Below are 25,465 nucleotides of genomic sequence, written 5' to 3'. Positions count from 1 at the left end.
ACACGACGCTACCGTCCCGTTCCGACGTCGACGGCGCCATCGGCCCGTACCGCTAGACGGGCCGTCGCAGCACCGCCATGCTGCGGTCCACCAGCGTCAGCCGGTCGCCGGCCTGCACCTTCGCCCCCGTGCCCGGGGGCACCCCGTCCGGGCGGGCGGTGTCGACCACGACCTCCCACTGCCGGCCGTGGTTGACCGGCACCACGAAGTCCAGCGTCTTGGGCGAGGCGTTGAACATCAGCAGGAAGGAGTCGTCGCTGATCCGCTCCCCACGGGGGCCGGGCTCGGAGATCGCGTTGCCGTTGAGGAAGACCGTCAGCGCCGAGGCCTGCGCCCGGTCCCAGTCCCGCTGGGCCATCTCCTTGCCCTCGGGCGTGAACCAGGCGATGTCCGACAGCTCGTCGTGGGTCCCCTCCACGGGCCGCCCGTGGAAGAAGCGGCGGCGCCGGAAGACCGGATGGTCCTTGCGCAGCCACACCATCGCGCGCGTGAAGGCCAGCAACTCGGCGCCGAGCCCCGCCGCCCCGTCCCCGGTGTCCTCCGGCCACCGCACCCAGGCCAGCTCGCTGTCCTGGCAGTAGGCGTTGTTGTTGCCGCACTGGGTGCGCGCGACCTCGTCGCCGTGGCTGATCATCGGCACGCCCTGGGACAGCATCAGCGTGGCGATGAAGTTGCGCATCTGGCGGGCGCGCAGCTCCCGCACCGCGGGATCGTTGGTCTCGCCCTCCGTCCCGCAGTTCCAGGACCGGTTGTGGCTCTCGCCGTCGCGGTTGTCCTCGCCGTTGGCCTCGTTGTGCTTGTCGTTGTACGAGACGAGGTCGTGCAGGGTGAACCCGTCGTGGCAGGTGACGAAGTTGATGGAGGCCAGCGGACGCCGGCCGTCGTCCTGGTAGAGGTCGGAGGAACCGGTCAGCCGGGACGCGAACTCCGCCAGCGCGCGCGGCTCGCCCCGCCACAGGTCCCGCACGGTGTCGCGGTACTTGCCGTTCCACTCGGTCCACAGCGGCGGGAAGTTGCCCACCTGGTAGCCGCCCTCGCCGACGTCCCAGGGCTCGGCGATCAGCTTCACCTGGGAGACCACCGGGTCCTGCTGCACCAGGTCGAAGAACGACGACAGCCGGTCCACCTCGTGGAACTGCCGCGCCAGGGTGGCCGCGAGGTCGAAGCGGAAGCCGTCGACGTGCATCTCGGTCACCCAGTACCTGAGCGAGTCCATGATCAGCTGAAGGACGTGCGGGGACCGCATCAGCAGGGAGTTCCCGGTGCCCGTGGTGTCCATGTAGTACCGCTGGTCGTCGGTCAGGCGGTAGTACTGCGGGTTGTCCAGGCCCTTGAAGGACAGCGTCGGGCCCAGGTGGTTGCCCTCGGCGGTGTGGTTGTAGACGACGTCCAGGATGACCTCGATCCCGGCCTCGTGCAGCGCCCTGACCGCCGACTTGAACTCCAGGACCTGCTGGCCGCGGTCGCCCCAGGAGGCGTACGCGTTGTGCGGGGCGAAGAAACCGATCGTGTTGTAGCCCCAGTAGTTGTTCAGGCCCATGTCGACCAGGCGGTGATCGTTCACGAACTGGTGGACCGGCATCAGCTCCAGGGTGGTGACGCCGAGCTCCACGAGGTGCTCGATGATCGCGGGGTGCGCCAGCGCGGCGTAGGTGCCGCGCAGCTCCTCGGGCAGCCCCGGGTGCCGCATGGTGAGGCCCTTGACGTGCGCCTCGTAGATCACCGTCTCGTGGTATCCGATCCGCGGCCGCCGGTCGTCGCCCCAGTCGAAGTACGGGTTGACCACGACGGACGTCATGGTGTGCGGCGCCGAGTCGAGATCGTTGCGCTTGTCGGGCGAGTCGAAGTGGTAGCCGTACACCTCCTCGCCCCAGCGGATCGAACCGCTGATCGCGCGCGCGTACGGGTCGAGCAGCAGCTTCGAGGAGTTGCAGCGCAGGCCGCGCTCGGGAGCGTACGGGCCGTGCGCACGGAAGCCGTAGCGCTGTCCAGGCATCACGCCGGGCAGATACGCGTGCCGGACGAACGCATCGCTCTCGCGCAGTTCCACCGCCGTTTCCGAGCCGTCGTCGTGCAAAAGACACAGCTCTACTCGGTTCGCGGCTTCGGTGAAGACCGCGAAGTTGGTACCGGCGCCGTCGTACGTGGCACCGAGTGGATACGCCTCTCCAGGCCAGACCTGCATGCAACGACTCTTTCAGCTGTCCCGCGCCGCGTGGGGCCCCATGGCCCCGAGTGTCCCCGAAAGTGATGGAACCACCTATGACTTACGTCCCTCTTACCGACCGACCAGTGCATAGTGCGGTCATAGAACCGCTCTTTGCCGAAATATCGGGGCATACACATACTCCCGGACATCCCGGGGAGTAGGGGGAAGATGTGCGCAAGATAGTGCACCGCCACCTCGGGAAGGTGGTGGCAGGTGCGGCCATCGCGGTGGCCGGGACCGCCGTGATGGTCGGGATCACCCTGCCGGGCACCGCGGGGGCGGACGACACCGGAGGCGGCAAGACGGCCTCCGGACAGTCCGTGGCGCAGGCGGGACAGGGCGCGGACGGGGCCGTCGCGCCCGGAGTCGTCGAGAAGGCGTCGGCCGCCGAGGGTGAGAAGGGCAAGGGCCGCGACCCGCTCACCGACGACGAGATCAAGCGGGTCGAGCAGATCGCCGTGAACCCGCAGCTGCTCAACGCCAGTGAGGACGTCGAGGGCGACCGCGGACCCGAACGGCTCACCGTGGACCTCGCCGACCCCAAGGTCGGCGAACTGGACGACCCGAACGCGCCCCGTCGCGCGAACGTGACCTTCTACGACTACCGGGACGACACCCTCGTCACCAGGACCGTCGACCTCGACAGCGGCAAGATCGTCGCGACCGGCACCCAGCACGGCGTCCAGCCGCCGCTGAGCGGTGCCGAGTACGCGGAGGCCGCGAGCCTTCTGATCGCCGACCCGCTCGGCGCGGACCTGAAGGCCGACTACAAGGACGCCACCGACAAGGAACTCACCGACCCGAACCAGCTGCTGCTCACCGGCGCCGTGTACCGGGCCGTCCCGGGCGGTCAGCCGGCCGTGCTCGACAAGTGCGGCGAGCACCGCTGCGTGCGGCTGTTCCCGAAGGTGAAGAACGGCCCCTGGATCGACGCCAGGGCCTTCGTGATCGATCTGAGCGCCCGCAAGGTCGCCAAGCTCGAGAGCTGATCCGCCTCCCTCCGTCCACTTTTCCCACCTGCTCCTTCCGCAAGGGAGTCATCTCTTCATGCGTGTCAACAGAATCAGCCGCGCGCGCAGGCACGCGGCCCTCGGCGTGTCCGTGGCCGCGCTGGCCGCCGGTGTCACGACCGGTGCGGGACCGGCCGCCGCCCAGCCCGGGGCCGCCGCCGCGCCCGCGGCGGAGTGCAGCACCGCCTACAAGATCGAGCAGACGCTCTCCAGCGGCACGACCTGGCGGATGTGCTGGCGCTACGACAGCAAGGCCGGGCTCGTCCTGGAGGACATCTCCTACCAGCCCAAGGGCGAGACCGCGCCGATCAAGGTCCTCAACAGCGCCAGGCTCGGCCAGATCCACGTCCCCTACGACGACGGCAGCGTCGAGTACGACGACCTGACGGGCTTCGGCTTCGCCCAGGGCCTGATGAACCTGGACCCGGGCGAGTGCCCCGGCGGCACCATCAAGAGCGTCAAGGTCCCGGACTCCTGGGACCCGGACCACGCGAACGTCAACGGCCTGTGCACCACGACCCGTTCACGCGGACACGCCTACCGCATGCAGGGCGACAGCGCGAACAAGGTCTACCAGGCGCAGGGCAAGGACCTGCTCGTCTACTCGGTCAACCAGGTCGGCTGGTACGAGTACATGACCGAGTGGCGCTTCCAGGACGACGGCACCATCACCATGAACCTCGGCGCGACCGGCAGTCTCTCCTACGAGGACTACGACGCCGGCGACGGCCGCGGCTGGCCCATCGGCAAGGGCCCCCGCGCCCAGGCCACCAGCCACAGCCACAACGCCTTCTGGCGCCTGGACTTCGCCCTCGACAGTTCCTCGAAGAACCGGGTCGAGCAGTACGACTCCACGGTCACCGCGGCCGCCCAGGGCCAGCAGACCGCGACCGTCAAGACCACCCGCACCCCGGTCACCAAGGAACTCGCGGGCGACGCCAAGAGCTACCGCTGGTGGCGCATGGTCAGCGCGGTCGGCAAGAACAAGGACTGGCACCCGCGGTCGTACGAGATCGTCCCCGGTCCGAGCACCAAGTACCCGGGGCGCAGCTTCACCAAGCACGACGTGTACTTCACCGAGTACAACCCGTGCGAGCAGTTCGCCAGCAACAACACCGGCAACTGCGGTGCCGGGGCGGGCACGTCCGTCGACAAGTGGGTCAACGGCCAGACCCTCACCCACCCGGTGGTCTGGATGAACGTGGGCTTCCACCACATCGCCCGGGACGAGGACCAGCAGCCCATGCCGGTCCACTGGCAGGGATTCTCCATCGCCCCCAGGGACGTCACGGCTATGAATCCGCTCACTCCGGCCGAGCTCGCCGGGCAGAACGGCCACTGGGAGCCCGGTAGTTGAGATTGACCCTGTCCATCCGGCTGCACCGCCGACCGCTCCCGGAGTACCCTTCCTTGATCGTTGGGTGGGGCCATGCCCCCGGGAGTGCTCGGGGGAGCGGAAGGCGGTGCGCGGGTGGGCTCGGGAGGGCTGGAGTTGCCCCCTGGTGACGAGGGTCACGAGGGGAACTCCCAAGACGCCCCGCCCGGCACGGTGTCCCTGGCACGGCCGATGGACGCGGGAGCGACGATCGGGCCGGAGCTGGACTGGGACGCCGACGCCTGGCGCGAGGTACGGACGCGCGCACAGCGGGCGGGCCGTGCCTACATCTGGCTGAACCTCGTCGAACAGCGGCTGCGGGCTGTCGTGGCCGCTGTTCTGCGTCCCATCTACGAACCCGTCCACGGCCACGACGACTGGGTGGTCGCGGCCGCCGGACCCGCCGGACAGGAGTGGGTCCAGCGCGCGGTCGCGGTCCGCGAGGTCAGCCGCCGCAAGGGCTATCTGCTCGACCCCGCCGACGACAACGTCCTCAGTTTCCTCACCCTGCCCCAGCTGCGTGAGCTGATGGTGCAGCACTGGCCGTGCTTCGAGCCCTACTTCGACGACCGCCGGGACGTCGAACTGGCCCTGGACGAGCTGGAGGTGACGCGCAACGTCGTCTCCCGCAACCGGGCCCTGTCCGAGGCGGTCCTCGGACAGGCCGAGCGAGCGGCCGCCAAGCTGCTGGAGATACTCGGCGCCGGCGGCGACGTGCCGTCCGCCCGCCGGCTGCCCGTCGACGCGGTCGAGGACCTGGTGGGCGACCGGTACGCAGACGTGGTCGCCGTACATTCCGACCGGGTGCGGCTGCTGCGCCAGTTCCCCGCCGAGGACATCTTCGGCGGTGCCCGGCGCCTGGACGCCGTCGGCATCGGCCTCAACCTCCTCGTGCAGAACTTCTCCGGCCGCCGTCTGGTGCGCCTTGCCGAGGGCGGCTGCCGGGTGCGGCTGCTGTTCCTGAACCCGGCCTCCAGCGCGGTCAAGCGGCGCGAGCGGGAGCTGGGCCTGAAGCGTGGTGAGTTGAGCCGGGCCGTCGAGATGAACATCCTGCACATGCGCCGGGTGCGGTCCAGGCTGCGCGACCCGGGCGCCTTCGAGATCCAGGTCTACGACGACACCCCGCGCTTCACGGCCTACCTCGTGGACGGCGACGGCTCGGACGGCATCGCGGTCGTGCAGTCCTATCTGCGCCGCTCGCGGGGCATGGAGGCGCCGGTCCTCGTGCTGCGCAACGGAAACCGGGTCGTCAAGCCGGGCGACGTGGACGACAGCGGTCTCTTCCCCACCTACCGCGAGGAGTTCGAGACGAACTGGGCGGATTCGCGTCCGGTGTCCTGAAGTGTCCCCGCTTTCCGGTGTGTCGGCGATGCCAAGCGGAATGCGGTCCTCTGATTGTCAGTGGCTCATGGGAAGGTGGAGACCACTGGGGGAAAGCACCACCAAGAAGGGGGACCGCCCATGGGCTGGCACCGAGAGCTGCTGATCGGCTTCGACCTGGAGACCACCGGCACCGATCCGCGCGAGGCGCGCATCGTCACGGCTGCCGTGATCGAGCTCAGGGACGGGCAGCCCCTGGGGCGCCGGGAGTGGCTGGCGGACCCGGGCATGGAGATCCCGGCGGACGCCGTGGCGGTCCACGGGATCAGCAACGAGCGGGCGGCCGCCGAGGGCCGCCCCGCCGACCAGGTCGCCGACGCCATCGCGGACGTCCTCACGACCTACTGGAAGACGGGCGTCCCGGTCGTCGCCTACAACGCCGCCTTCGACCTGAGCCTGCTCTCCGCCGAACTGCGCCGGTACGGCCTGCCGTCCCTGCGTGAGCGCCTGGGCGGCCTCGACCCGGCACCGGTCATCGACCCGTACACCATCGACCGCTCGGTGGACCGCTACCGCCGCGGCAAGCGCAACCTCGAAGCGGTCTGCACGGAGTACGGCGTCGCGCTCGACACCGCCCACGACGCCTGCGCCGACGCGCTCGCCGCGGCCCGGCTGGCCTGCGCGATAGCCGTGCGCCACCCGAAGGTCGCGGCCCTCGGCCCGGCGGAGCTGCACCACCGCCAGATCGAGTGGTACGCGGAATGGGCGGCGGACTTCCAGAGCTTCCTGCGCCGCAAGGGCGATGCGACGGCCGTGGTCGACGGCGTCTGGCCGCTGCGCGAGCCGGCCGACGAGACGGTCTGAGAGGGCGTCACCCCGGCAGCGGATCCGAGAGCGGAGGACTCGCGACGGGCTCCACCCGCGGCTTCGCCAACCGCTCGTAGTCGGCCCCCGACACGCACAGCGACCGGTCCAGCCGGGCGGCGTTGAAGTACAGCCGGGGCTGCTTCACGACCTCCGGATCGGCGACGACCTCCAGCTCGGGATCGAAGCTGAACGGCAGGACCGTGCCGGGGATCGCGCGGGCCAGCCGCTCGGCGGTCTCCGCATCGCTGAACCCGACATAGCGCGCGGCGAACAGCGCCCGGACCGCGTCCAGGTCCACGCGCCGGTCCCCGGGGACGACCGCGAGGACATGCCGGGTGGTCCGGCGGTCCACCTTGACCCGCAGCACGATGCACTTCGCGGCCTCGGAGGCGGGGTGCCCGCGCAGCGCGCACACGGCGTCCGTGGTGCCCTCGGGGGCGTGGTCGATCAGCCGGTAGTCGACGGAGGAGGCGTCGAGCAGGGAGATCAGACGGTCGTAGGTGTCGCGGGCGTCGGTGTCGTGGGCGTCGGTGTCGTAGGCGTCGTCGCCGGGCATCGGGTGTCCCCTTCGGTGAGTAGAACTGCGGTGCGGGCCGGGGCGGTTGCGCGATGGGCCCGTTCCACGGACTGCCCCCAGTAGGTACCGGCGAGCATCATGACCGCTCCGAGCCCGGTCAGTGCGGTGAAGTGCTCGCCGCCCAGGGCGACTCCCGCCCCCGCGGCCCAGATCGGCTCGGTGCCCAGCAGCAGACTGGCCCGGCTGGCCGAGGTGCGCTGCACCGCCCAGGTCTGGGCGAGGAAGGCGAACACACTGCAGAACAGGGCGAGATAGAGCAGTTGTGTCCAGGAGGCCGGGTCCGCGTGGGCCAGGGCCGGAAGATCGTGCGCGGCCAGGGGGAGGAACAGGACGGTGCCGACGAGGGTCTGCACGGTCGTGAGATGCAGCGGCCGTATCGCCCGGCCCGCGGTGAGCCGGCCGACGAGGGCGACATGGCCGGCCCGTACGACCGCGGCGCCGAGCATCAGCAGGTCGCCGATGCGGGGCGCGTGGAAGCCGTTGCCCACCATGAGCAGCCCGACGGCCAGGACGCACACACCGGCGGCCGCGTAGAACACGGGCGGCAGACCGCCCCGCCGGCCGGTGCGGTCGAGGAGGGGCGTGAGGACGATGGTCAGGCTGATGATGAGGCCCGCGTTGGCGGCGCTGGTGTGGGCGACGCCGTAGGTCTCGACGGCCAGGACGGCGGCCTGGGTGAGGCCCAGGGACACCCCCGCCCGCAGCTCCTCGCGGGTCCACCGGCGCGGCCCGCGTCCGGGGACGGCGACGACTCCCAGGCAGGCGAGCGCGGACAGGGCGTAACGGACGAGGAGCACCAGCAGGACAGGGAGGGCGGACGTCGCCGTCTGGGCGGAGAGATAGCTCGAACCCCAGACGATCGCGACCAGCAGGAGTACCACGTCGGTACGGCGGGCATCGGACATGCGCCCACCCTGCCCCCATCCGTCTCTGAAGCCCAGAACCAACTTCTTCAACGATCTTTTAGTACTCCTACACTGTTGGGGTGGACGAACGACAGCTGCGGATCCTGCGGGAGCTCGGCGAACTGGGCAGTGTCACCGCGGTGGCCGAGGCGCTGCTGGTGACGCCGTCCGCGATCTCGCAGCAGCTCAGGCTGTTGCAGCGTTCGGTCAGGGTGCCGCTGACCGAACGCGACGGCAGACGGCTGGTGCTCACGGACGCCGGTCAGGCGCTGGCGGGCGCGGCCATCGACGTGGAGACGGCGCTGGCCCGCGCCCGGCACACGGTCGAGGAGTTCGTGGACCGGCCCAGTGGCGAGGTCTCGGTGGCGGCCTTCCACAGCGCGGGCGCGGCCTTCTTCCCCCTGCTGCTGCGCGCCCTCGCCGATCCCGGTGCCCCCGTGCCGAGGCTGGCCGACGAGGACGTGCCGCAGGAGGACTTCCCGCGCCTGACGCGCGCGTACGACATCGTCCTGGCCCACCGCCTCGACCACGCCCCCGCCTGGCCGCCCACGGTGACGGCCACCACGCTCCTGCGGGAACCCCTGGACGTGGCCATGCCCGCCGACCACCCGCTGGCGGCCAGGCGCCGGGTGACCCCGGCGGACGTGGCCGACGAGCCGTGGATCACCGTCCACGACGGCTTCCCGGTCATGGCCACCATCGAGGCCATCGGGGCGGCTGCGGGCCGCCGCCTCCACCTGGCCCACCGCATCAACGAGTTCGCGGTGGCGGCGGAGGCGGTGGCGGCGGGCGGCGGCCTGGCGTTGATGCCCCGCTGGACGACGCACCGGCATCCGGCGCTCGTGCTCAGACCCTTGAGGGGCGTACAGGCGAGGCGCCACATCGACGCCCTTTGCCGCCCCGAGAGGACGGCGAGAAGGGCGGTCCGCACGGTTCTGACGGAGCTGAGGTCGGCGGCCCTGCTGATTCGGGGCGAGTCGACTCCCTAGGGGCGCCACACCGGTCAGAACGAATGCCACCGCACCGTCTCATCGCCGTCCCGCAAGGACGCGACCCGCCTCTCGAACTCGGCGAGAGCCCTCGGATTCGACGGCGCGTGCTGGGCCACCCACGCACAACTGGCCGTCTCCCGGGCTCCCCGAAGCACCGCGCAGCCCTCCCACTCCCGCACGTCCCATCCGTAGGCGGCGGTGAAGGAGTCATAGGCCGCCGCAGGCACCCCGTACCGGTCCCGGGACAGCGCCATGACCACCAGGTCGTGCTCCCGCAGATCCGAGGAGAACGTCTCCAGATCGACGAGAACAGGCCCGTCCGGACCCACATGGACATTGCGGGGAAGCGCGTCCCCGTGGATCGGCCCCGGCTCCAGGTGGGGCGTCAACGCTGCCGCGGCCGCCGCGAAACCGTCCCGCCGCTCACGGAGGTACGCAGCGTCGGCGGGGTCGATCGCATCGCCCGCAAGCCGCAGCCACCGCTCGACACCGCCCAGCAGCTCACGGGGCGGCAGGGCGAAGGGCGGCGCGGGCAGCGCGTGCACCACTCGCAGGAGTTCGGCCAAATCCCGTGCCTCGGCGGGCCGTACGGCCTCGGGAAGCCGGTGCCACACGGTCACCGGGTGTCCCTCGACCGACCGCGCCTTCGGTTCGGCCGCCCGCACCGCGGGCACTCCCGCCTCCGCAAGCCACCCGGCGATGTCCAGTTCCCGGCGCGCCCGGTCGAGGAGCTCCGCGTCACGCCCCACCTTGACGACCAGGTCACCGACGGCGAACACGGCGTTCTCGCCCAGGGCGAGCAGCTGCGCCGTCCCCGCCGGCAGTCCCGCAGCGGCCAGTACGTCCCGCGCCCGTGCCTCGTCCATCGTCCGGCCTCCCGGTCCTGACCTGTCCCGCATGCCTGTGCAGTGCCACCGCGCACGGCGTCGAGTTCACGCCATCGCCCCGGCCAGTCTCGCATTCCCACAGGTGGGCCGGTGTGCGTGCTGCCTTGACGGCGCATATCCCCTTCACGACCATGACGGAGGCCCAGGCCGGGAGGGCCGGATCGTCACGAGCCGCGTGAAGGAGCCGATGACGTGACCTTGGTGACCGCGACGGAGCGGCCGGCACGGGGCGCACCGCGCGCCGAGGGGGACCGGCGCCCTTCCGGTCACGGAGCCTGGTTCCTGGTGCTGCCCGCGCTGATCCCGATCCTGGTCCTGAGCGTGGGGCCCCTGCTGTACGGGATCCTGCTGGCCTTCACCGACGCCCAGTCGGGCCGGACCCGGGCCACCCAGTGGATCGGAGGCCTCAACTTCCAGGACCTGCTGCACGACACCCTGTTCTGGGAGTCGTTCCGGATCGGCCTGGTCTGGGCGGTCGGCGTGACCGTGCCGCAGTTCCTGCTGGCGCTCGGCCTCGCCCTGCTGCTCGACCAGGACCTCAAACTGCGCTGGCTCGCCCGTGCCCTCGCGATCATCCCCTGGGCCATGCCCGAGGTCGTCGTCGGTGTCATGTGGCGGCTCGTCTACAACCCGGACGCCGGTGTCCTCAACGAGACCCTGCGCACCCTCGGTCTCGGCGACGGCCGTGACTGGCTCAGTGGCCTGTCCACCGCCCTGCCCGCCGTGATCGTCGTCGGCGTCTGGGCCGGGATGCCCCAGACGACGGTGACCCTGCTCGCCGGCCTCCAGAACACCCCGCGCGAACTCCACGAGGCGGCCGCGATGGACGGCGCGGGCGCATGGCGCAGATTCCGCACGGTCACCTGGCCCGCCCTCAGACCGGTCGCCCTCGCGATCACCGCGCTCAACTTCATCTGGAACTTCAACTCGTTCGCCCTGGTGTACGTGCTGACCAGCGGAGGGCCCGGCGGCCGCACCCGTCTCCCCATGCTCTTCGCCTACGAAGAGGCCTTCCGCTACGGCCAGTTCGGCTACGCGGCCGCGATGGGTCTGGTGATGGTCGCTGTGGTCTCCCTCCTCCTGGCCCTGTTCCTGGTGGGCCGGCTCAAGGACCGCACGGAAGGTGAGGCGGCATGAGGACCAGCACCTCCGGCCGTGTCGGCCAGTACGCCGCCCTTCTCGCCTATCTCGTCTTCCTCGCCTTCCCCTTCCTTTGGCTGGTCTCCACCGCCTTCAAGTCCCCCCGGGAACTGGGCAGTCTGCACCCCACCTGGATCCCCCGGGATCCCACGCTCGACAACTTCCGTCAGGCCTTCGACGAACAGCCCCTGCTGCGCGCCGCCGGGAACTCCCTGCTCGCCGCGCTCGCCGCCGCCGTGATCGCCGTACTGATCGCGACCCCGCTGGCCTATGTCATGGCCCGCCACCGCACCCGGCTCGCGAAGGCCGCGACGGGCTGGGTGGTGGTCAGCCAGGCGTTCCCGCTCGTGCTGGTGATCATCCCGCTGTTCCTGGTGCTGAAGAACCTGCGGCTGATCAACTCCCTGGTGGGTCTGGTCATGGTGTACGTCGTGTGGGCGCTGCCGTTCGCGTTGTGGATGCTCGTCGGATACGTCCGTGCCGTGCCGACCGAACTGGAGGAGGCGGCGGCCGTCGACGGGGCCGGGCGCCTGCGGACCCTGGTGTCGGTGACGGCGCCGCTCCTCGCGCCCGGCATCGTGGCGACGGCCCTGTTCGCGTTCATCACCGCGTGGAACGAGTTCTTCTTCGCACTGGTGCTGCTGAAGACCGCGGACAAACAGACCCTGCCCGTCGTCCTCACCCACTTCATCGGCGCGGAGGGGGTCGCCGACCTCGGCCCGCTCGCGGCGGCCGCCTTCCTCGCCACCCTGCCCTCGCTGGTCATCTTCGCGATCATCCAACGCCGTATCACGGGAGGCATGTTGACCGGGGCGGTGAAGAGCTGATGCGCGCACGATGGTTCGCCGGTGTCCTCCTCCTTCTCCTGGCCGGGTGCACCGCCACGAACACGTCAGGGGACGGCCGGATCACCCTCCGTTTCCAGTCGCTGGCCTGGCAGGAGGAGTCCGTGGCGGCCAACCAGGAGCTCGTGAAGGAGTGGAACGCGACCCACCCCGGCGTCAAGGTCGAGTACGTGCAGGGGAGTTGGGACAGCGTCCACGACCAGTTGCTCACCTCCTTCGAAGGCGGCGAGGCGCCCGACATCATCCACGACGCCTCCGACGACCTCGCGGACTTCGCCTACGGCGGCTATCTCGCGGATCTCGACAACCTGCTGCCCGAGCGGCTGAAGTCGGACATCCCGCGACGGAGTTGGCAGACCGCCACCTTCGGCGACGGTGTCTACGGCGTGCCCTTCCTCCAGGAGCCGCGGGTCCTCGTGGCCAACGCGAAGTGGCTGAAGGAGTCCGGCGTACGCGTCCCCACCCCCGAACACCCGTGGAGCTGGCCGGAGTTCCGGCGCATCACCCGGCAGCTCAGCGGTGACGGCAAGTACGGCGTGGCCTGGCCGCTCAAGGAACCCGTCTCCGCGACCCTCAACCTGTCGCTGTCGGCGGGCGGACAGCTCTTCCACCGGGGCGCCGACGGAAAGGTCACCATCCGCTTCGAGAAGGCCGACGAGACCGTGCCGCGCACCGTCCACGACCAGGCGAACACCGACCACAGCGCCTCGCCGACCACGCTCGGCAGCGGCGGCTCCGACACCCTGCCCGGCTTCTTCGGCGGCAAGTACGCGATGGTCCCGCTCGGGTTCTCCTACCGTCAGCAGATCGCCCAGCAGGCGCCGAAGGGCTTCGCGTGGCAGGTGCTGCCCGCCCCGGCCGGCGCCGACGGGCTCACCCAGGGCGTCAGCCCGCAGACCCTGTCCGTCGCCGAGGACTGCGCGCACAAGAAGGAGGCGGCCGCGTTCATCGACTTCCTGCTCCGGCCGAAGAACATGGTCCGGCTGGCGCTGGGGGACTGGATGCTGCCCACCGGGACCGAGGCGCTGAAGGACCCCGCCCTGCACACCGCGAAGGACGGCTGGGCCACCGGTACCGCGCTCGCCTCCCGGCTGAGCCCGGCGCCCGCGCAGTCCGTCCGGGGCTACCCGGAGTGGAAGGACAAGGTCGCCACCCCCGCCTTCCAGGAGTACTACAGCGGCGCCATCGGCCTCGGTGAGCTGCGCGAACGGCTGGAGCGGGACGGGAACCTCGTGCTGGCCCGCTACCAGCGGTGAAAAACCGGTTGTCGCCGCCGCCGGGGCCGCCCTAGCGTTCCGTCCGTGGCAGCGAACAACGCGATTCACTTCTCCGGTCTCGGCCGGGGCTTCACGCACTCCGTACGGATGCGTCGTGGCCCCGGAGCCCTGACCGGCCCGGGGAGCCACATCCGCCGCTGATCACCCGCGGCCAGGTTCGTCCCGTACGCACTTCTCCTGTCTTCCGGTCAGGGCCTTCGTCTGCCCTTTTCCCGCTCCCGGAAGACAAGGACCGCAGGCCATGGCCCGCCCCTCACGCATTTCCCGCGCGCTCTCGCAGAACTTCCTCACTGATCCCAAGGCAGCGGCTCGGCTCGCGAGGCTTGCCGTACCGCACCCGAAGGCGGACCTGGTCCTCGAAGTCGGCGCGGGCAAAGGCGCGTTGACCGAACCGCTCGTCCCGCGCTGCCGTCGGCTGCTCGCCTACGAGATCGACGAACGCCTCGTTCCGGCGCTCGACGCCCGCTTTCGTTCCGTACCCCAAGTCCAGGTCGTCGCAGGGGACTTCCTGGCCGCACGCCCACCCCGGACGCCGTTCTCGGTCGCCGGCAACGTGCCCTTCTCCCGTACGGCCGCGATCGTCGACTGGTGTCTGCGCGCCCCCGCCCTCACCGACGCGACGCTTCTCACGCAGCTGGAGTACGCCCGCAAGCGCACGGGGGACTACGGGAGCTGGACCCTGCTGACCGTCCTGAGCTGGCCCCGGTACGAGTGGCGTCTGGTGGGACGGGTCGGGCGGTACGGCTTCACGCCCGTGCCGCGTGTGGAGGCCGGGATCATCCGGATCGAGCGCCGTTGCGCACCGCTCCTCGCCGCCACCTCGGAGCAGGGCTGGAGGCGCCTGGTGGAGCTCGGGTTCTCCGGGGTCGGCGGGTCGTTGCACGCCTCCCTGTGCCGGGCCCGCCCTCGGCGGCGGGTGGACCTCGCGTTTCGCCGCGCGGGGCTCGACCGGGGAGTGCTGGTGGGGGAGGTCGCGCCGCAGTCGTGGCTGCGGCTGTGCGAGGTGCTGGTGCCGTGAATGAGGCGTCGTTCGTTGTCTGCCGCGCCGTCGTGGCGGGTCGCGCAGTTCCCCGCGCCCCTCTTCGCGCTTCGCGCGATCCAAAAGAAGTTGCACGAGACGTATCGTCTCGCCTAGGGTCGCCGACATGACCAGTCCCTCACACATCGCCATGTTCTCCATCGCCGCCCACGGCCACGTGAACCCCAGCCTCGAGGTGATCCGCGAGCTCGTGGCGCGCGGGCACCGGGTCACGTACGCCGTTCCGCCCCTGTTCGCCGAGAAGGTCGCCGAGACCGGGGCCGAGGTGAAGCCCTGGAACTCGACGCTGCCCGGTCCCGACGACGACCCGGCGGCCTGGGGCAGCGAACTGCTCGACCACGTGGAGCTCTTCCTCGCCGACGCGATGCAGGCGCTGCCGCAGCTGGCCGAGGCGTACGAAGGCGACACACCTGATCTCGTCCTGCACGACATCACCGCCTACCCGGCCCGCGTCCTCGCCCACCGCTGGGGTGTGCCCGCGATCTCGCTCTCGCCGAACCTCGTCGCCTGGCAGGGCTACGAGGAGGAGGTCGCCGAGCCGATGTGGGCCGAGCCGAGGAGCACCGAACGGGGACAGGCCTACTACGCCCGCTTCCAGGGCTGGCTGCGGGAGAACGGGATCGACCTGGACCCCGACTCCTTCGTCGGCCGCCCCGACCGCTCCCTGGTCCTGATCCCCAGGGCGCTCCAGCCGCACGCCGACCGGGTCGACGAGAACGTGTACACCTTCGTCGGCGCCTGCCAGGGGGACCGTGCCTCCCAGGGGGAGTGGCGGCGGCCGGCCGGGGCCGGGAAGGTGGCTCTCGTCTCCCTCGGCTCCTCCTTCACCAAGCGGCCCGACTTCTACCGGGAGTGCCTGAGGGCCTTCGGCGACCTCCCGGGCTGGCACCTCGTGCTCCAGATCGGCAGGCATGTGGACCCGGCCGAGCTGGGCGCGGTACCGGAGAACGTCGAAGTGCGCCCCTGGGTACCGCAGTTGGCGATCCTGAGGCAGGCCGACCTGTTCGTCACGCACGCCGGCGCGGGCGGCAGCCAGGAGGGACTGTCGACCGCCACACCGATGATCGCCGTACCGCAGGCCGTGGACCAGTTCGGCAACGCCGACCTGCTCCAGGGCCTCGGGGTCGCCCGCCGGATCGACACGGAGGAGGCCACCGCCGAGGCGCTGCGAGAGGCCGCCCTCGCGCTCGTCGACGACCCCGAGGTCGCGCGCAGGCTCAAGGAGGTCCAAGCGGAGATGGCTCGGGAGGGCGGCACGCGCAGGGCCGCCGACCTCGTCGAGGCGCAACTGCGCGCATGAGAGAGGGCCCGTTGGCACCCCGGTCGCCAACGGGCCCTCAGCACAAGGGGATTCAGCCGCGCCCCGGAGGGCTCAGACCCTCAGCGGCTCACCCTCGTCGTCCCGCGCCGCGGGCGCGGCCACCGCGTCCGCGGCCTCGTCGTGGGTGAGGTCCGGCAGCCGGTTCAGCCACTTCGGCAGGTACCAGTTGCGCTCGCCGAGCAGCGCCATGACCGCCGGGAGCAGCACGCCCCGGATGATCGTCGCGTCGATGAGCACCGCGGCCGCGAGGCCCACGCCCATCTGCTTCATGGACTGCATGGACAGCGTCCCGAAGATCGCGAACACCGCGACCATGATGACGGCGGCGCTGGTGACCACACCGGCCGTGGTGACCACGCCGTGCTGGATCGCGTCCTTGGTGCTGCGGCCCCGCAGATGTGCCTCGCGGATCCGCGAGACCACGAACACGTGGTAGTCCATCGACAGGCCGAACAGGATCACGAACAGGAACAGCGGCAGCCAGGTGATGATGGCGCCGACGCCCTCCGCGCCCACCAGCGACGCGCCCCAGCCGTGCTGGAAGACCGCGACGAGGATGCCGTAGGCGGCGCCCACCGACAGCAGGTTGAGCACGATCGAGGTGATCGCGACCGTCAGCGAGCGGAACGACAGCAGCATCAGCACGAAGGCGAAGACCACGACGAACGCGAACACCGGGACGACCGCTCCCGCCAACTGGTCGTTGAAGTCCTTGGAACCGGCCACCTCTCCGGTGATCGGCGCCTCGACGCCGTCGACCTTGCCGAGCGTGGCAGGCCGCACCTCGTCGCGCAGCTTGTCCAGGCTCGCGCCCGCCTTGTCGAGGTCGGAGCCGCCCACCAGCGGGACGTACACGAAGGCGAGGTTCTGCGCGTCGTGCAGCTTGATCTCGACCGGGCCGCGCGAGGCGCCCGAGGAGATCGCCTTCGCCTTGAAGTCGGCCAGCGCGGAGGTGACTTCGGGGGCGTTGATGTCGGCCGCCCTGACGACCACCTCGGCCGGCTCGGAGCCGCCGGGGAAGGCGTCGTTGACCCGGTTGTACGTCGCCACGATCGGCAGCGAGTCGCCGAACTGCTGGTCCAGGGTGAGGTTCTGGGTCTTCATGCCGAGCGCGGGCGCCGCGACGGCGAGCAGCGCGCCGGCCGCGACCACGACCGAGACGCCCGGCTTCGCGAGGACGCCCTTCAGCACGGCGGTCCAGAACCGGCTCTCCCGGTTGCCGCCCCGCTTGCGGCGCAGCCGGCTCTCCGGGTGCAGGAAGGGGATCTTGCCCTTCTCGACCCGCTCGCCCAGCAGCGAGAGCAGCGCGGGCAGCACGGTGATGGAACCGATCATCGCGACCGCCACGACCATCAGCGAGGCCAGACCCATCGCCTCGAACTCGGCGAGCCCGGTGAACAGCATGCCCGCCATCGCCACGCACACCGTGACACCCGAGACGATGATCGCGCGCCCACTGGTGGCGGCGGCGATCCGCAGGGCGGTCTGCGGGTCCCGCCCGGCCTGCCGTTCCTCGCGCTCACGGCGCAGATAGAACAGGCAGTAGTCGACGCCCACGGCCAGACCGACCAGCAGCATCACGGAGTTGGCGGTGTCGCTCATCGGCATCACATGGCTGACGATGCCCATCAGCCCCATGGTCGCCATGATGGCGCTCACGGCCAGCAGCACCGGCAGCAGGGCCGCGACCAGCGCGCCGAAGGCGATGAGCAGGATGCCGAGGGCCACCGGCACGGCGGAGAGCTCGGCCTTCTCGAAGTCGTCGCCGAACGCGTCGGAGAACGTCTTCGCCATGCTGGCGCCGCCGATCTCCTCGATCCGCAGCGACCCGTGCTCCTTCTGCACCCCCTCGACGGCCTTCAGCACCGGCTCGACCCGGTCGCCTGCGGTGTCCGCCTCGCCGCGCATGTCGAACTGCACGAGCGCGCTGCGCCCGTCCTTCGAGATCGTCCTCGTGTCGTACGGCGAGGTCACGTCGGTGGCCTTGCCGGTGCCCTCGACCGCCTTCACGACCGCGGAGACGGCCGCCCTGAAGTCGGCGTCGGTCGCCTTGCCGCCGGCGTCCCTGGCCTGGATCAGCACCGACTCACTGGCCGGCTCGTCGATCCCGGCGTCCTCGATGATCTTCGCGGCGGTGTGGGTCTCCCCCTTGAGCTGGTCGCTGTCCTTGACGTCGACCCGGCCCGCTGCCGAGCCGAGTCCCATCGCCAGGACGACGAACAGCACCCAGATACCGACGGCAGCCCATCGGTGCCGTGCGCTCCAGCCGCCGGCCCGGGCGGCCAGGCCACGCACCCTTGTGTCTCCGTTCCGCATGACGGGCTTGCCCCCTTGTGAGCGGTGGCAGCCCCCTGCCGCCACCTTTCACATTGAAGGTATGAGCTGGATAAACCCGTCTCGTCGTGCTGTCCGGTGAGGTGAGGGCGCCACCGGCTCCTCCCAGGGGACCGCGCCCCCTCCGCACTGGGGAGGATCGTGACCCTTACATCTAACGGCCCTTGTGCGGGGCGGTGATCGGGGTCCGCGCGAGCACCGTCCTAGGGTGTGCGCATGACCACGACATACGCGGCGCTGCTGCGCGGGATCAACGTCGGCGGCAGCAGGAAGGTCCCCATGGCCGACCTGCGCACGCTGATGGAAGGCCTCGGCCACGACGGCGTACGCAGCTATCTCCAGAGCGGCCAGGCCGTGTTCACCGCCGGCCACGGCGACGAGGAGTCCCTGGCCGCCGAGCTCACGGCCGCGATCGAGAAGCGGTTCGGCTTCCCGGTCGACGTGATCGTCCGCGACCACGCCTACCTGAAGGCGATCGTCGACGACTGCCCCTTCCCGGCCGCCGAACTGGAGGGCAAGCAGCTCCACGTCACCTACTTCTCCGCCCCCGTCGACGCGGACCGCTTCGCGGAGATCGACCGGACCGCCCACCTCCCCGAGGAGTTCCGCCTCGGCGACCGCGCCCTGTACCTGTACGCCCCGAACGGCCTCGGCCGCTCCAAGCTCGCCGAGTACCTGTCCAGGCCGAGGCTGAACAAGGGTGTGATCGCCACCAGCCGCAACTGGAACACCGTCGTCAAGCTGGTGGAGATGACCGGTGAGTGACCGCGACCCCGCCGTGGAGGCCGCCGTCCAGGGCGAGCTGCGGCTCCTCGACCCCGAGGTCCGGGCCTCGCCCGAGCTGGTGGGCGCGCTGCTGCACCCCGAGTTCCACGAGTTCGGCGCGTCCGGGCGGCAGTGGGACCGCGCGTCGATCGTCGCCGCCCTCGCCGGGGTCACGGACCAGGAGGCCGGGCCGGTCACGGCGTCCGGGATGAAGGGGGTCCGGCTCGCGCCGGACCTCGTTCACCTGACCTTCGACACGGAGCGCAACGGCAGCCGGGCGCACCGCAGTTCACTGTGGCGGCGCACGCCGAGCGGGTGGCTGCTGTACTTCCACCAGGCGACGCCGTTCGCCGGATGACGGTGTGCGAGGCTCCTCCCATGCGCTACGTCATCATCGGGGCAGGGGCGGTCGGCGGGGCCGTCGGCGGGCGGCTCGCGGGGGCCGGGCACGAGGTCGTCCTGGTCGCGCGGGGCGCGCACCACGCCGCGCTCAGGGACGGCGGACTGCGGCTGAGAGTGCCGGACGGCGAGTTCACGTACCGGCTCCCGGTGGTGGACGGGCCGGCCGGACTCGGCGCCCTGCGCGCCGACGACGTGCTCGTCCTCGCCGTGAAGACCCAGGACACGGAAGGCGCCCTGAGCGTCTGGGGCCCGGCCCCGGTCGAGGGTGGCGGCACGGCGGCCGAGCGGCTGCCCCTGCTGTGCGCGCAGAACGGCGTGGAGGGGCAGCGCGTGGCCCTGCGCCGCTTCCGGCACGTGTACGGCGTCTGCGTCTGGCTGCCGGCCACCTTCGTCGAACCCGGTACCGTCTCCGCCGCGGGCAGTCCGCTCACCGGCATCCTGCACCTGGGGGTGTATCCGCACGGCACGGACGAGACGGCCCGCCGGATCGCCGCCGACCTGGAGAAGGCGAGGTTCGAGGCACCGGTCGTGCCGGACCTCGCCCGCTGGCAGTACGCCAAACTGCTGTCCAACCTCGCCAACGCCGTCGAGGCGGTCTCCGGGTCCGTCGAGAGCGAGGAAGCCCTGGCGCTCGTCGACCGGGTGCGGGCCGAGGGCATGGCCGTCCTCGACGCCGCCGGGATCGCCTACGCGAGCGTCGGGGAACAGCGCGCGCTGCGCGGCGACAAGGTCACCCTGCTGCCCCTCGGGGACGCCCCGCGCGGTGGCTCCTCCTGGCAGTCCCTCACCCGCGGCACCGGCACCATCGAGGCCGACCACCTCAACGGCGAGATCGCCCTCCTCGGCCGTCTGCACGGCGTCCCGACCCCGCTGAACGAACTCCTCCAGCGGCTCGCCAACACCTTCGCGCGTGAGCGGCGGGAGGCCGGCTCGATGCCCCTGGCAGAGCTGCTGCGGCGGGCCGACGAGGCCGTGGCCGCCGCGGCCGCGTAGGGGCGCTTCAGGCGCTCACCGGCCTGCGGCTGGGCCGCGCAGGCGGGTGGGGGGCGCCTCAGGTACTCATCGGCTTGCGCCGGCCGCGAGGCCGTGACGCCGTGGCCGCACAGGGGTGCCTCAGGCGCTCACCGGCAGCAGCACCCGCGCCGACGAGGCCGCGTCGTACCGCCGCAGCAGCACCCGCGCCACCTCCGGCGCGGGGCCAAGGACGTCGGCGAGTACGTCCGCCTCCGCCGCACCGCGCGCGATGCGGTCGGGGAGGAACCCCGGGGCGAGGACGTACGGCGCCACGGCGACCCGGGCGCAGCCGAGCGCCCGGAGTTCGCGCACCGCGTCCTCGGTGCGGGGCAGGGCCGCGGAGGCGAACGCAGGCCGCACGGCGCACCAACCGGTGTGCCGCCACTCCCGCGCGATATCAGCGATCACTGCGATCGCCTCCGGGTCGGTGGACCCCGCCGAGGCCAGCACGACCCCGGTCGAGGACTTGTCGGCGGGAGTCAACCCCGCCTCGTGCAGCCGCCGTTCGAGCGCCGACACCAGCAGCGGGGACGGACCCAGCACCTCCGCCTGCCGGATGCGCAACTGCGGCGGCGCGTCCCGCAGCACCGCGGGGATGTCCGACTTCGCGTGGAACGCCCGCGTCAGCAACAGCGGCAGCGCTACGACGTCTCGGACGCCCTCCGCCGCCAGGGACTCCAACACTCCCTGAACGGAAGGGATGTTGAACTCCAGGAAGCCCGTCTCCACCCGTACGTCCGGGCGCAGCGAGCGCACCCGGCGGACGAGAGCGTGCACCGTCGCGGCGTGCCGCGGGTCGCGGCTGCCGTGGGCGATGACGAGGAGGACAGGCTTCATGGGACTCAGCCCTTCACCAGCAGACCGCGGCTGCGCAGCACCCACCGCTCCAGCGGGCTGAAGATCAGCAGGTCGATCGCGATGCCGACGAACAGGATGAGCAGGATCGCCTCGAACACCATGGCCATGTCGCTGTTGGTGCGGCCGTTCTCCAGCAACTGGCCGAGACCCACGCCCAGGTCGGGGAACTGGGCGATGATCTCCGCGGCCATCAGCGAGCGCCAGGAGAACGCCCAGCCCTGCTTGAGACCCGCGACATAGCCGGGCAGCGCGGCCGGCAGCGTGACGTGCCAGATCCCCTTGACGCCCGTCGCCCCCATCGTGCGGCCGGCCCGCAGGAACAGCGGCGGCACCTGGTCGACGCCGGACACCAGGCCGTTGGCGATGGAGGGGACCGCGCCGAGCAGGATCACCGCGTACATCATGGAGTTGTTCAGGCCCAGCCAGATCACGGCCGGCGGCACCCACGCCACCGACGGCAGCGACTGGAGGCCGGACAGGATCGGGCCGATGGCCGCGCGGATGAACTTCACCCGGGCCACGATCAGACCCAGCGGGGTGCCGATGAGCAGGGCGAAGAAGAAGCCCAGCAGACCGCGCGAGACGCTGGTCCAGATGTAGCCGAGCAGATCGCCCTGGAGCCAGGCCTCCTTGAACGTGGAGCCGACGGCCGCCGGCGACGGCAGCTTCGACGGGTCGTCGACGACCGGGTAGAGCGCAGCGCCCAGACCACCAGGACCACCGCGAGCGCGATGACCGGCGGCAGAATCTTGTTGACCAGGGTCTGCCGGAAGGTCGGGCGCCCGGTGGTCCGGGTCTCCAGCGCGTCGAGGCCCGCCTCTACGCTCCCGGCGTCCTGGCCCGGTGTCGTGTCAGTGCTGGCCATGACGGCGGATCTCCCCACGCAGTTCTTCGGTGATCTCACGGGCCAGTTCGGCCACGGGCGCGTCCTCGATGCGGCGCGGCTGCGGGATGTCGACCGTCCACTCGCGCGCGATCCGGCCGGGGCGGGAGGACAGCAGGATCACGCGCTGCGCGAGCCGTACCGCCTCACGCACGTTGTGCGTGACGAACAGGACGGACACGCCGGTCTCCGCCCAGATCCGGGTGATCTCGTCGTGCAGCACGTCCCGCGTGATGGCGTCGAGGGCCGCGAACGGCTCGTCCATCAGCAGCAGGTTGCTCTCCTGGGCGAGCGCGCGGGCCAGTGCCACCCGCTGGCGCATACCGCCCGACAGCTCGTGCACGCGCTTGCCGTACGCGCCCTTCAGCCGCACCAGTTCGAGCAGTTCCTCGGCCTTGGTGCGCCGGTCGGGCTTGGGAACTCGCCTGAGTTTCAGGGCGAGTTCGATGTTCTTGCCCGCGGTCAGCCACGGGAAGAGGGCGTGCTCCTGGAACATCAGGGCGGGGCGGCCGTCCGTGATGATGTCGCCCGTGCTGGGCCGGTCAAGACCCGCCACCAGGTTGAGCAGCGTGGACTTGCCGCAGCCCGAGGCCCCCAGGAGGGTGACGAACTCGCCCGGCGCGACATCGATGCTGATGTCGTCCAGGACGAGCTGCTGTCCGCCCGGTCCCGCGAACGACTTCGAGACGTGCTCAAGGCGTGCGGCGTACTCGACGGACTCGTCGGCCTGGGCGAGCGTCGTGGTCGTGGCCATGGTCGTCACCTCCTGGGAACTCTTCGGGGACCGGGGTCAGCTGGTGCCGAGACCGGCGGCGTCGACCGGGGACTCGCCGTCGGCCTTGAGGACCTTGTTGAGGATCGTGAGGTCGTAGATCCCGTTCAGGTCGGGCTTCTTCAGCAGACCGGCCTTGACCGCGTGTTCCGCCTCGGTGTTGAGGGTGGCGGACAGCGGGTCGTTGGTGAACTGGATCGACTTCCAGGCCGGGTCCAGGACCGCGGGCTTGAGTGCCTTGCCGGAGTCCGCCTCAAGCTGCTTGTTCGCCGCCGCCTTCGCCGCGTCCGGGTTGGCGTTGATCCACTTGTTGGCCTCCACCGACGCCTTCAGGACGGCCTCGACCGCCTTCGGGTGCTCCTTGAGGAAGTCCTGCCGCACGATGATGTTCGTGATCACGAACTTCTTGTCCGGCCACAGCGACGACTCGTCGAGCAGCACCTTGCCGCCCTCGGCGACCAGCTTGGACGCGGTCGGCTCCGGCACCCAGGCGCCGTCGATGGAACCCGACTTGTAGGCGTCCGGCGTGATCTTGTTGTCGGTGCGGACGACGGTGACGTCACCCTTGCCGCTCTGCGCGTCGACCTTCCAGCCCTGGTCGGCGATCCAGTTGAGGAACGCCACGTCCTGCGTGTTGCCGAGCTGCGGGGTGGCGATCTTCTTGCCCTTGACGTCCTTCAGGGACTTGATCTTGTCCGGGTTGACGACCAGCTTCACACCACCGGAGGCCGAACCACCGATGATCTTCAGGCTTTTGCCGCCCGACTTGACATAGCCGTTGATCGACGGGGAGGGGCCGATCCAGCCGATGTCGATCGACTTGGAGTTGAGCGCCTCGATCTCGGAAGGACCGGCGTTGAAGGTCGCGTACGAGGCCTTGGTGGCCCCGAGCTCCTTCTGGAAGAAGCCCTTGTTCACCCCGACGAGCGCGGTGCCGTGGGTCAGGTTGCCGAAGTAGCCGATCTTGACGGAGTCGAGCCCGTCGATCTTCTTCGCCCCGGCGGCGACCTTGGCGGTGCCGTCGTCCTTGGCCTGGGAGCCGTAGCCGCAGGCGGCGAGGGTGAGGAGCGGGAGCGCGGCGATGACCGCGAGGGTGCGGCGAAGAGCTGGTGTAGCAGGCACGGGAGGTGTTCCTCTCGGAGGCCCGGCGGTCACGGTCTCTCAGGTCGTGGCCGGGAGGTCGGCAGGTCTGCGTCTACGGCTGTGGGGGGACGGGGCGCGCAAGCGGTGCGCGTACGTCAGCGCACACATCGCGCCACCCCGCCCTGCCCGCTGCCGAGCGCGCCGCTGCCTACGCGGCCGCCCTCCTTCGCGAACGTGGACCAGTAGTCGGTGGAGTTCATGTCAGAAGTCCCACCCGTCGTCCTCGGACTCGTCCTTGACGGGCTCCGGGGACGCGAACGACTCGCCGACCATGCCCGCGGTGAGCGTGGTGCCGTCGTTCGGGTCGATGAGGATGAACGAACCGGTGCGCCGCGAGTCCGAGTAGGAGTCGACGGGCAGCGGCTCCGCGGTACGGATCTTCACGCGGCCGATGTCGTTGGCGACGAGCTGACCCGGGTGCGGGTGCAGGGACAGGTCGGCGAGCGTGAGCCGGGACGGGATGTCCTTGACGATCGCCTTGACCGTGCGGGTGCCGTGCTTGAGCAGCACCCGGTGGCCGACGGTCAGCGGGGCGTCGGCCACGTGGCAGACGGTCGCCTCGATGTCCTGAGTGGTCGGCGGGGCGTCCTTGCTGGGCACCAGCAGGTCGCCGCGCGAGATGTCGATGTCGTCCTCCAGGAGGATCGTCACCGACTGGGTCGTCCAGGCCACGTCGACCGGCTCACCGAGCAGGTCGATGCCGGCGATCTTCGTGGAACGGCCCGAGGGCAGCACGGTGATCTGCTCGCCGACGTGGAAGGAACCGGCGGCGATCTGACCGGCGTAGCCCCGGTAGTCCGGGTGCTCGGCGGTCTGCGGCCGGATCACGTACTGCACGGGAAGCCGGGCGTGGCAGTGGCTCAGGTCGTGGGTGACCGGGACCGTCTCCAGGTGCTCCAGGACGGTCGGGCCGCCGTACCAGTCCATGTTCGCGGACGGTTCCACCACGTTGTCGCCGGCGAGCGCGGAGATCGGGATCGCGGTGACCTCGGGGACGCCCAGCTCAAGGGCGTACGCCGTGAACTCCTCGGCGATCGCGGCGAAGACGGGCTCGGCGTAGTCGACGAGGTCCATCTTGTTGACGGCGAGCACCACGTGCGGGACACGGAGCAGGGCGGCGAGGGCCGCGTGCCGGCGGGTCTGCTCGACGACGCCGTTGCGGGCGTCGATGAGGATCACCGTGAGCTCGGCCGTGGAGGCACCCGTCACCATGTTGCGGGTGTACTGCACATGGCCGGGGGTGTCGGCGAGGATGAACCGGCGCCTGGGCGTGGCGAAGTAGCGGTAGGCCACGTCGATGGTGATGCCCTGCTCGCGCTCGGCGCGCAGACCGTCCGTCAGCAGCGCGAGGTCCGGGCCCTCGGCGCCCCGGCTCGCCGACGCGCGCTCCACGGCCTCCAGCTGATCCGTGAGGATCGACTTGGAGTCGTGCAGCAGCCGGCCGACGAGGGTCGACTTGCCGTCGTCGACCGAACCGGCGGTCGCGAACCGCAGCAGGGTCGTCTCGGTGAGTTCCGTGGTGGTGCTCAT

21 protein-coding genes and 2 pseudogenes are annotated in these 25,465 nt (G+C 70.8%); 13 read left to right on the top strand and 10 right to left on the bottom strand.

Annotated features, from left to right (window positions below):
* Positions 1-52: 52 nt before the first annotated feature.
* Positions 53-2,185 (bottom strand): glycogen debranching protein GlgX, encoded by a 2,133-nt coding sequence (glgX, locus tag RKD20_RS10240; RefSeq protein WP_424877457.1) that lies wholly within the window; start codon positions 2,183-2,185, stop codon positions 53-55.
* Between the two features lie 194 nt (positions 2,186-2,379).
* On the opposite strand from glgX, the gene RKD20_RS10235 reads away from it, so the two are divergent.
* The 4 genes from RKD20_RS10235 (at position 2,380) to RKD20_RS10220 (ending at position 6,778) form a co-directional block, all read left to right on the top strand.
* Positions 2,380-3,198: a Tat pathway signal sequence domain protein gene (locus RKD20_RS10235; protein ID WP_424877456.1), complete on the top strand. Its 819-nt coding sequence runs from the start codon at positions 2,380-2,382 to the stop codon at positions 3,196-3,198.
* Positions 3,199-3,256: 58 nt separating this feature from the next.
* The gene (locus RKD20_RS10230) at positions 3,257-4,576 is read left to right on the top strand and encodes a copper amine oxidase (RefSeq protein WP_424877455.1); all 1,320 of its coding nucleotides are present in this window, start codon (positions 3,257-3,259) and stop codon (positions 4,574-4,576) included.
* Positions 4,577-4,648: 72 nt separating this feature from the next.
* Positions 4,649-5,935: an SAV2148 family HEPN domain-containing protein gene (locus tag RKD20_RS10225; RefSeq protein WP_199790168.1), complete on the top strand. Its 1,287-nt coding sequence runs from the start codon at positions 4,649-4,651 to the stop codon at positions 5,933-5,935.
* Positions 5,936-6,055: 120 nt separating this feature from the next.
* A complete protein-coding gene (locus tag RKD20_RS10220) occupies positions 6,056-6,778 on the top strand; it encodes a 3'-5' exonuclease (protein ID WP_389810060.1) in 723 nt (240 codons plus the stop codon).
* Positions 6,779-6,785: 7 nt separating this feature from the next.
* Here RKD20_RS10220 and RKD20_RS10215 read toward each other — a convergent pair whose 3' ends face one another.
* Together RKD20_RS10215 and RKD20_RS10210 are read right to left on the bottom strand one after the other, a co-directional pair.
* Entirely contained in the window at positions 6,786-7,337 is a 552-nt protein-coding gene (locus RKD20_RS10215) for a YbaK/EbsC family protein (RefSeq protein WP_424877454.1), read from the bottom strand.
* On the bottom strand, positions 7,268-8,263 hold the full coding sequence (locus RKD20_RS10210) for a DMT family transporter (protein ID WP_424877453.1): 996 nt from the start codon (positions 8,261-8,263) through the stop codon (positions 7,268-7,270). The genes RKD20_RS10215 and RKD20_RS10210 overlap by 70 nt, the downstream gene beginning before the upstream one ends.
* An 80-nt stretch (positions 8,264-8,343) precedes the next feature.
* On the opposite strand from RKD20_RS10210, the gene RKD20_RS10205 reads away from it, so the two are divergent.
* Positions 8,344-9,252, top strand: a complete 909-nt coding sequence (locus tag RKD20_RS10205; RefSeq protein ID WP_424877452.1) for a LysR family transcriptional regulator — start codon at positions 8,344-8,346, stop codon at positions 9,250-9,252.
* A gap of 14 nt (positions 9,253-9,266) precedes the next feature.
* On the opposite strand, the gene RKD20_RS10200 is transcribed toward RKD20_RS10205, so the two are convergent.
* Positions 9,267-10,121, bottom strand: coding sequence for a phosphotransferase enzyme family protein (locus tag RKD20_RS10200; protein WP_424877451.1), 855 nt, complete (start codon positions 10,119-10,121; stop codon positions 9,267-9,269).
* A 213-nt stretch (positions 10,122-10,334) separates the two neighbouring features.
* Between RKD20_RS10200 and RKD20_RS10195 the strand changes: the two genes are divergently transcribed.
* The 5 genes and pseudogenes from RKD20_RS10195 to mgt all read left to right on the top strand — a co-directional run bounded on the left by RKD20_RS10195 (position 10,335) and on the right by mgt (position 15,743).
* Positions 10,335-11,279 carry a carbohydrate ABC transporter permease gene (locus RKD20_RS10195; protein ID WP_424877450.1) on the top strand — a complete coding sequence of 315 codons (945 nt, stop codon included), beginning with the start codon at positions 10,335-10,337 and terminating at the stop codon, positions 11,277-11,279.
* Positions 11,276-12,109 (top strand): carbohydrate ABC transporter permease, encoded by an 834-nt coding sequence (locus tag RKD20_RS10190; RefSeq protein ID WP_031046414.1) that lies wholly within the window; start codon positions 11,276-11,278, stop codon positions 12,107-12,109. Before RKD20_RS10195 ends, RKD20_RS10190 begins: the two co-directional genes overlap by 4 nt.
* A complete protein-coding gene (locus RKD20_RS10185) occupies positions 12,109-13,383 on the top strand; it encodes an ABC transporter substrate-binding protein (RefSeq protein ID WP_424877449.1) in 1,275 nt (424 codons plus the stop codon). The genes RKD20_RS10190 and RKD20_RS10185 overlap by 1 nt, the downstream gene beginning before the upstream one ends.
* 262 nt (positions 13,384-13,645) lie before the next feature.
* Positions 13,646-14,422, top strand: coding sequence for an ErmE/ErmH/ErmO/ErmR family 23S rRNA (adenine(2058)-N(6))-methyltransferase (erm, locus tag RKD20_RS10180; RefSeq protein WP_424877448.1), 777 nt, complete (start codon positions 13,646-13,648; stop codon positions 14,420-14,422).
* A gap of 78 nt (positions 14,423-14,500) precedes the next feature.
* Positions 14,501-15,743: pseudogene (gene mgt, locus RKD20_RS10175) on the top strand (macrolide-inactivating glycosyltransferase).
* Positions 15,744-15,815: 72 nt separating this feature from the next.
* Here mgt and RKD20_RS10170 read toward each other — a convergent pair.
* Positions 15,816-18,080 (bottom strand): MMPL family transporter, encoded by a 2,265-nt coding sequence (locus tag RKD20_RS10170; protein ID WP_424877447.1) that lies wholly within the window; start codon positions 18,078-18,080, stop codon positions 15,816-15,818.
* A gap of 234 nt (positions 18,081-18,314) precedes the next feature.
* Between RKD20_RS10170 and RKD20_RS10165 the strand changes: the two genes are divergently transcribed.
* Genes RKD20_RS10165 through RKD20_RS10155 form a run of 3 tightly spaced genes read left to right on the top strand, consistent with a single transcriptional unit; the run spans position 18,315 to position 20,258 of the window.
* Positions 18,315-18,863 (top strand): DUF1697 domain-containing protein, encoded by a 549-nt coding sequence (locus RKD20_RS10165; RefSeq protein ID WP_424877446.1) that lies wholly within the window; start codon positions 18,315-18,317, stop codon positions 18,861-18,863.
* The gene (locus tag RKD20_RS10160) at positions 18,856-19,221 is read left to right on the top strand and encodes a DUF4440 domain-containing protein (RefSeq protein ID WP_424877445.1); all 366 of its coding nucleotides are present in this window, start codon (positions 18,856-18,858) and stop codon (positions 19,219-19,221) included. The genes RKD20_RS10165 and RKD20_RS10160 overlap by 8 nt, the downstream gene beginning before the upstream one ends.
* Positions 19,222-19,241: 20 nt before the next feature.
* Positions 19,242-20,258: a ketopantoate reductase family protein gene (locus RKD20_RS10155; protein ID WP_424877444.1), complete on the top strand. Its 1,017-nt coding sequence runs from the start codon at positions 19,242-19,244 to the stop codon at positions 20,256-20,258.
* 120 nt (positions 20,259-20,378) lie between these two features.
* Here the strand turns inward: RKD20_RS10155 and RKD20_RS10150 are convergent, their stop codons facing one another.
* The 5 genes and pseudogenes from RKD20_RS10150 to RKD20_RS10130 form a co-directional block, all read right to left on the bottom strand.
* Entirely contained in the window at positions 20,379-21,116 is a 738-nt protein-coding gene (locus RKD20_RS10150; protein ID WP_424877443.1) for a sirohydrochlorin chelatase, read from the bottom strand.
* A 5-nt stretch (positions 21,117-21,121) separates the two neighbouring features.
* Positions 21,122-22,002: pseudogene (locus tag RKD20_RS10145) on the bottom strand (ABC transporter permease).
* Positions 21,989-22,774, bottom strand: a complete 786-nt coding sequence (locus RKD20_RS10140; protein WP_424877442.1) for an ABC transporter ATP-binding protein — start codon at positions 22,772-22,774, stop codon at positions 21,989-21,991. Before RKD20_RS10140 ends, RKD20_RS10145 begins: the two are co-directional and overlap by 14 nt.
* A 36-nt stretch (positions 22,775-22,810) precedes the next feature.
* Complete coding sequence (locus tag RKD20_RS10135; protein WP_424877441.1) at positions 22,811-23,914, bottom strand: ABC transporter substrate-binding protein; 1,104 nt, start codon at positions 23,912-23,914, stop codon at positions 22,811-22,813.
* A 222-nt stretch (positions 23,915-24,136) separates the two neighbouring features.
* A complete protein-coding gene (locus RKD20_RS10130) occupies positions 24,137-25,465 on the bottom strand; it encodes a sulfate adenylyltransferase subunit 1 (RefSeq protein ID WP_402273196.1) in 1,329 nt (442 codons plus the stop codon).

This window comes from Streptomyces sp. SLBN-8D4, assembly GCF_049739545.1.
Taxonomy (GTDB): domain Bacteria; phylum Actinomycetota; class Actinomycetes; order Streptomycetales; family Streptomycetaceae; genus Streptomyces; species Streptomyces canus_C.
The sequence above is the reverse complement of the archived record's forward strand: the minus strand, read 5'-3'. Positions and strand labels throughout refer to the sequence as shown.

Bases quoted from the DNA above. Each gene is read 5' to 3' on its own strand.
- RKD20_RS10220 (WP_389810060.1), top strand. From the start codon at position 6,056: ATGGGCTGGCACCGAGAGCTGCTGATCGGCTTCGACCTGGAGACCACC.
- RKD20_RS10200 (WP_424877451.1), bottom strand. From the start codon at position 10,121: ATGGACGAGGCACGGGCGCGGGACGTACTGGCCGCTGCGGGACTGCCG.
- RKD20_RS10230 (WP_424877455.1), top strand. From the start codon at position 3,257: ATGCGTGTCAACAGAATCAGCCGCGCGCGCAGGCACGCGGCCCTCGGC.
- RKD20_RS10150 (WP_424877443.1), bottom strand. From the start codon at position 21,116: ATGAAGCCTGTCCTCCTCGTCATCGCCCACGGCAGCCGCGACCCGCGG.
- RKD20_RS10170 (WP_424877447.1), bottom strand. From the start codon at position 18,080: ATGCGGAACGGAGACACAAGGGTGCGTGGCCTGGCCGCCCGGGCCGGC.
- RKD20_RS10210 (WP_424877453.1), bottom strand. From the start codon at position 8,263: ATGTCCGATGCCCGCCGTACCGACGTGGTACTCCTGCTGGTCGCGATC.
- RKD20_RS10140 (WP_424877442.1), bottom strand. From the start codon at position 22,774: ATGGCCACGACCACGACGCTCGCCCAGGCCGACGAGTCCGTCGAGTAC.
- glgX (WP_424877457.1), bottom strand. From the start codon at position 2,185: ATGCAGGTCTGGCCTGGAGAGGCGTATCCACTCGGTGCCACGTACGAC.
- RKD20_RS10185 (WP_424877449.1), top strand. From the start codon at position 12,109: ATGCGCGCACGATGGTTCGCCGGTGTCCTCCTCCTTCTCCTGGCCGGG.
- RKD20_RS10130 (WP_402273196.1), bottom strand. From the start codon at position 25,465: ATGAGCACCACCACGGAACTCACCGAGACGACCCTGCTGCGGTTCGCG.
- RKD20_RS10155 (WP_424877444.1), top strand. From the start codon at position 19,242: ATGCGCTACGTCATCATCGGGGCAGGGGCGGTCGGCGGGGCCGTCGGC.
- RKD20_RS10165 (WP_424877446.1), top strand. From the start codon at position 18,315: ATGACCACGACATACGCGGCGCTGCTGCGCGGGATCAACGTCGGCGGC.
- RKD20_RS10225 (WP_199790168.1), top strand. From the start codon at position 4,649: ATGCCCCCGGGAGTGCTCGGGGGAGCGGAAGGCGGTGCGCGGGTGGGC.
- RKD20_RS10215 (WP_424877454.1), bottom strand. From the start codon at position 7,337: ATGCCCGGCGACGACGCCTACGACACCGACGCCCACGACACCGACGCC.
- RKD20_RS10190 (WP_031046414.1), top strand. From the start codon at position 11,276: ATGAGGACCAGCACCTCCGGCCGTGTCGGCCAGTACGCCGCCCTTCTC.
- erm (WP_424877448.1), top strand. From the start codon at position 13,646: ATGGCCCGCCCCTCACGCATTTCCCGCGCGCTCTCGCAGAACTTCCTC.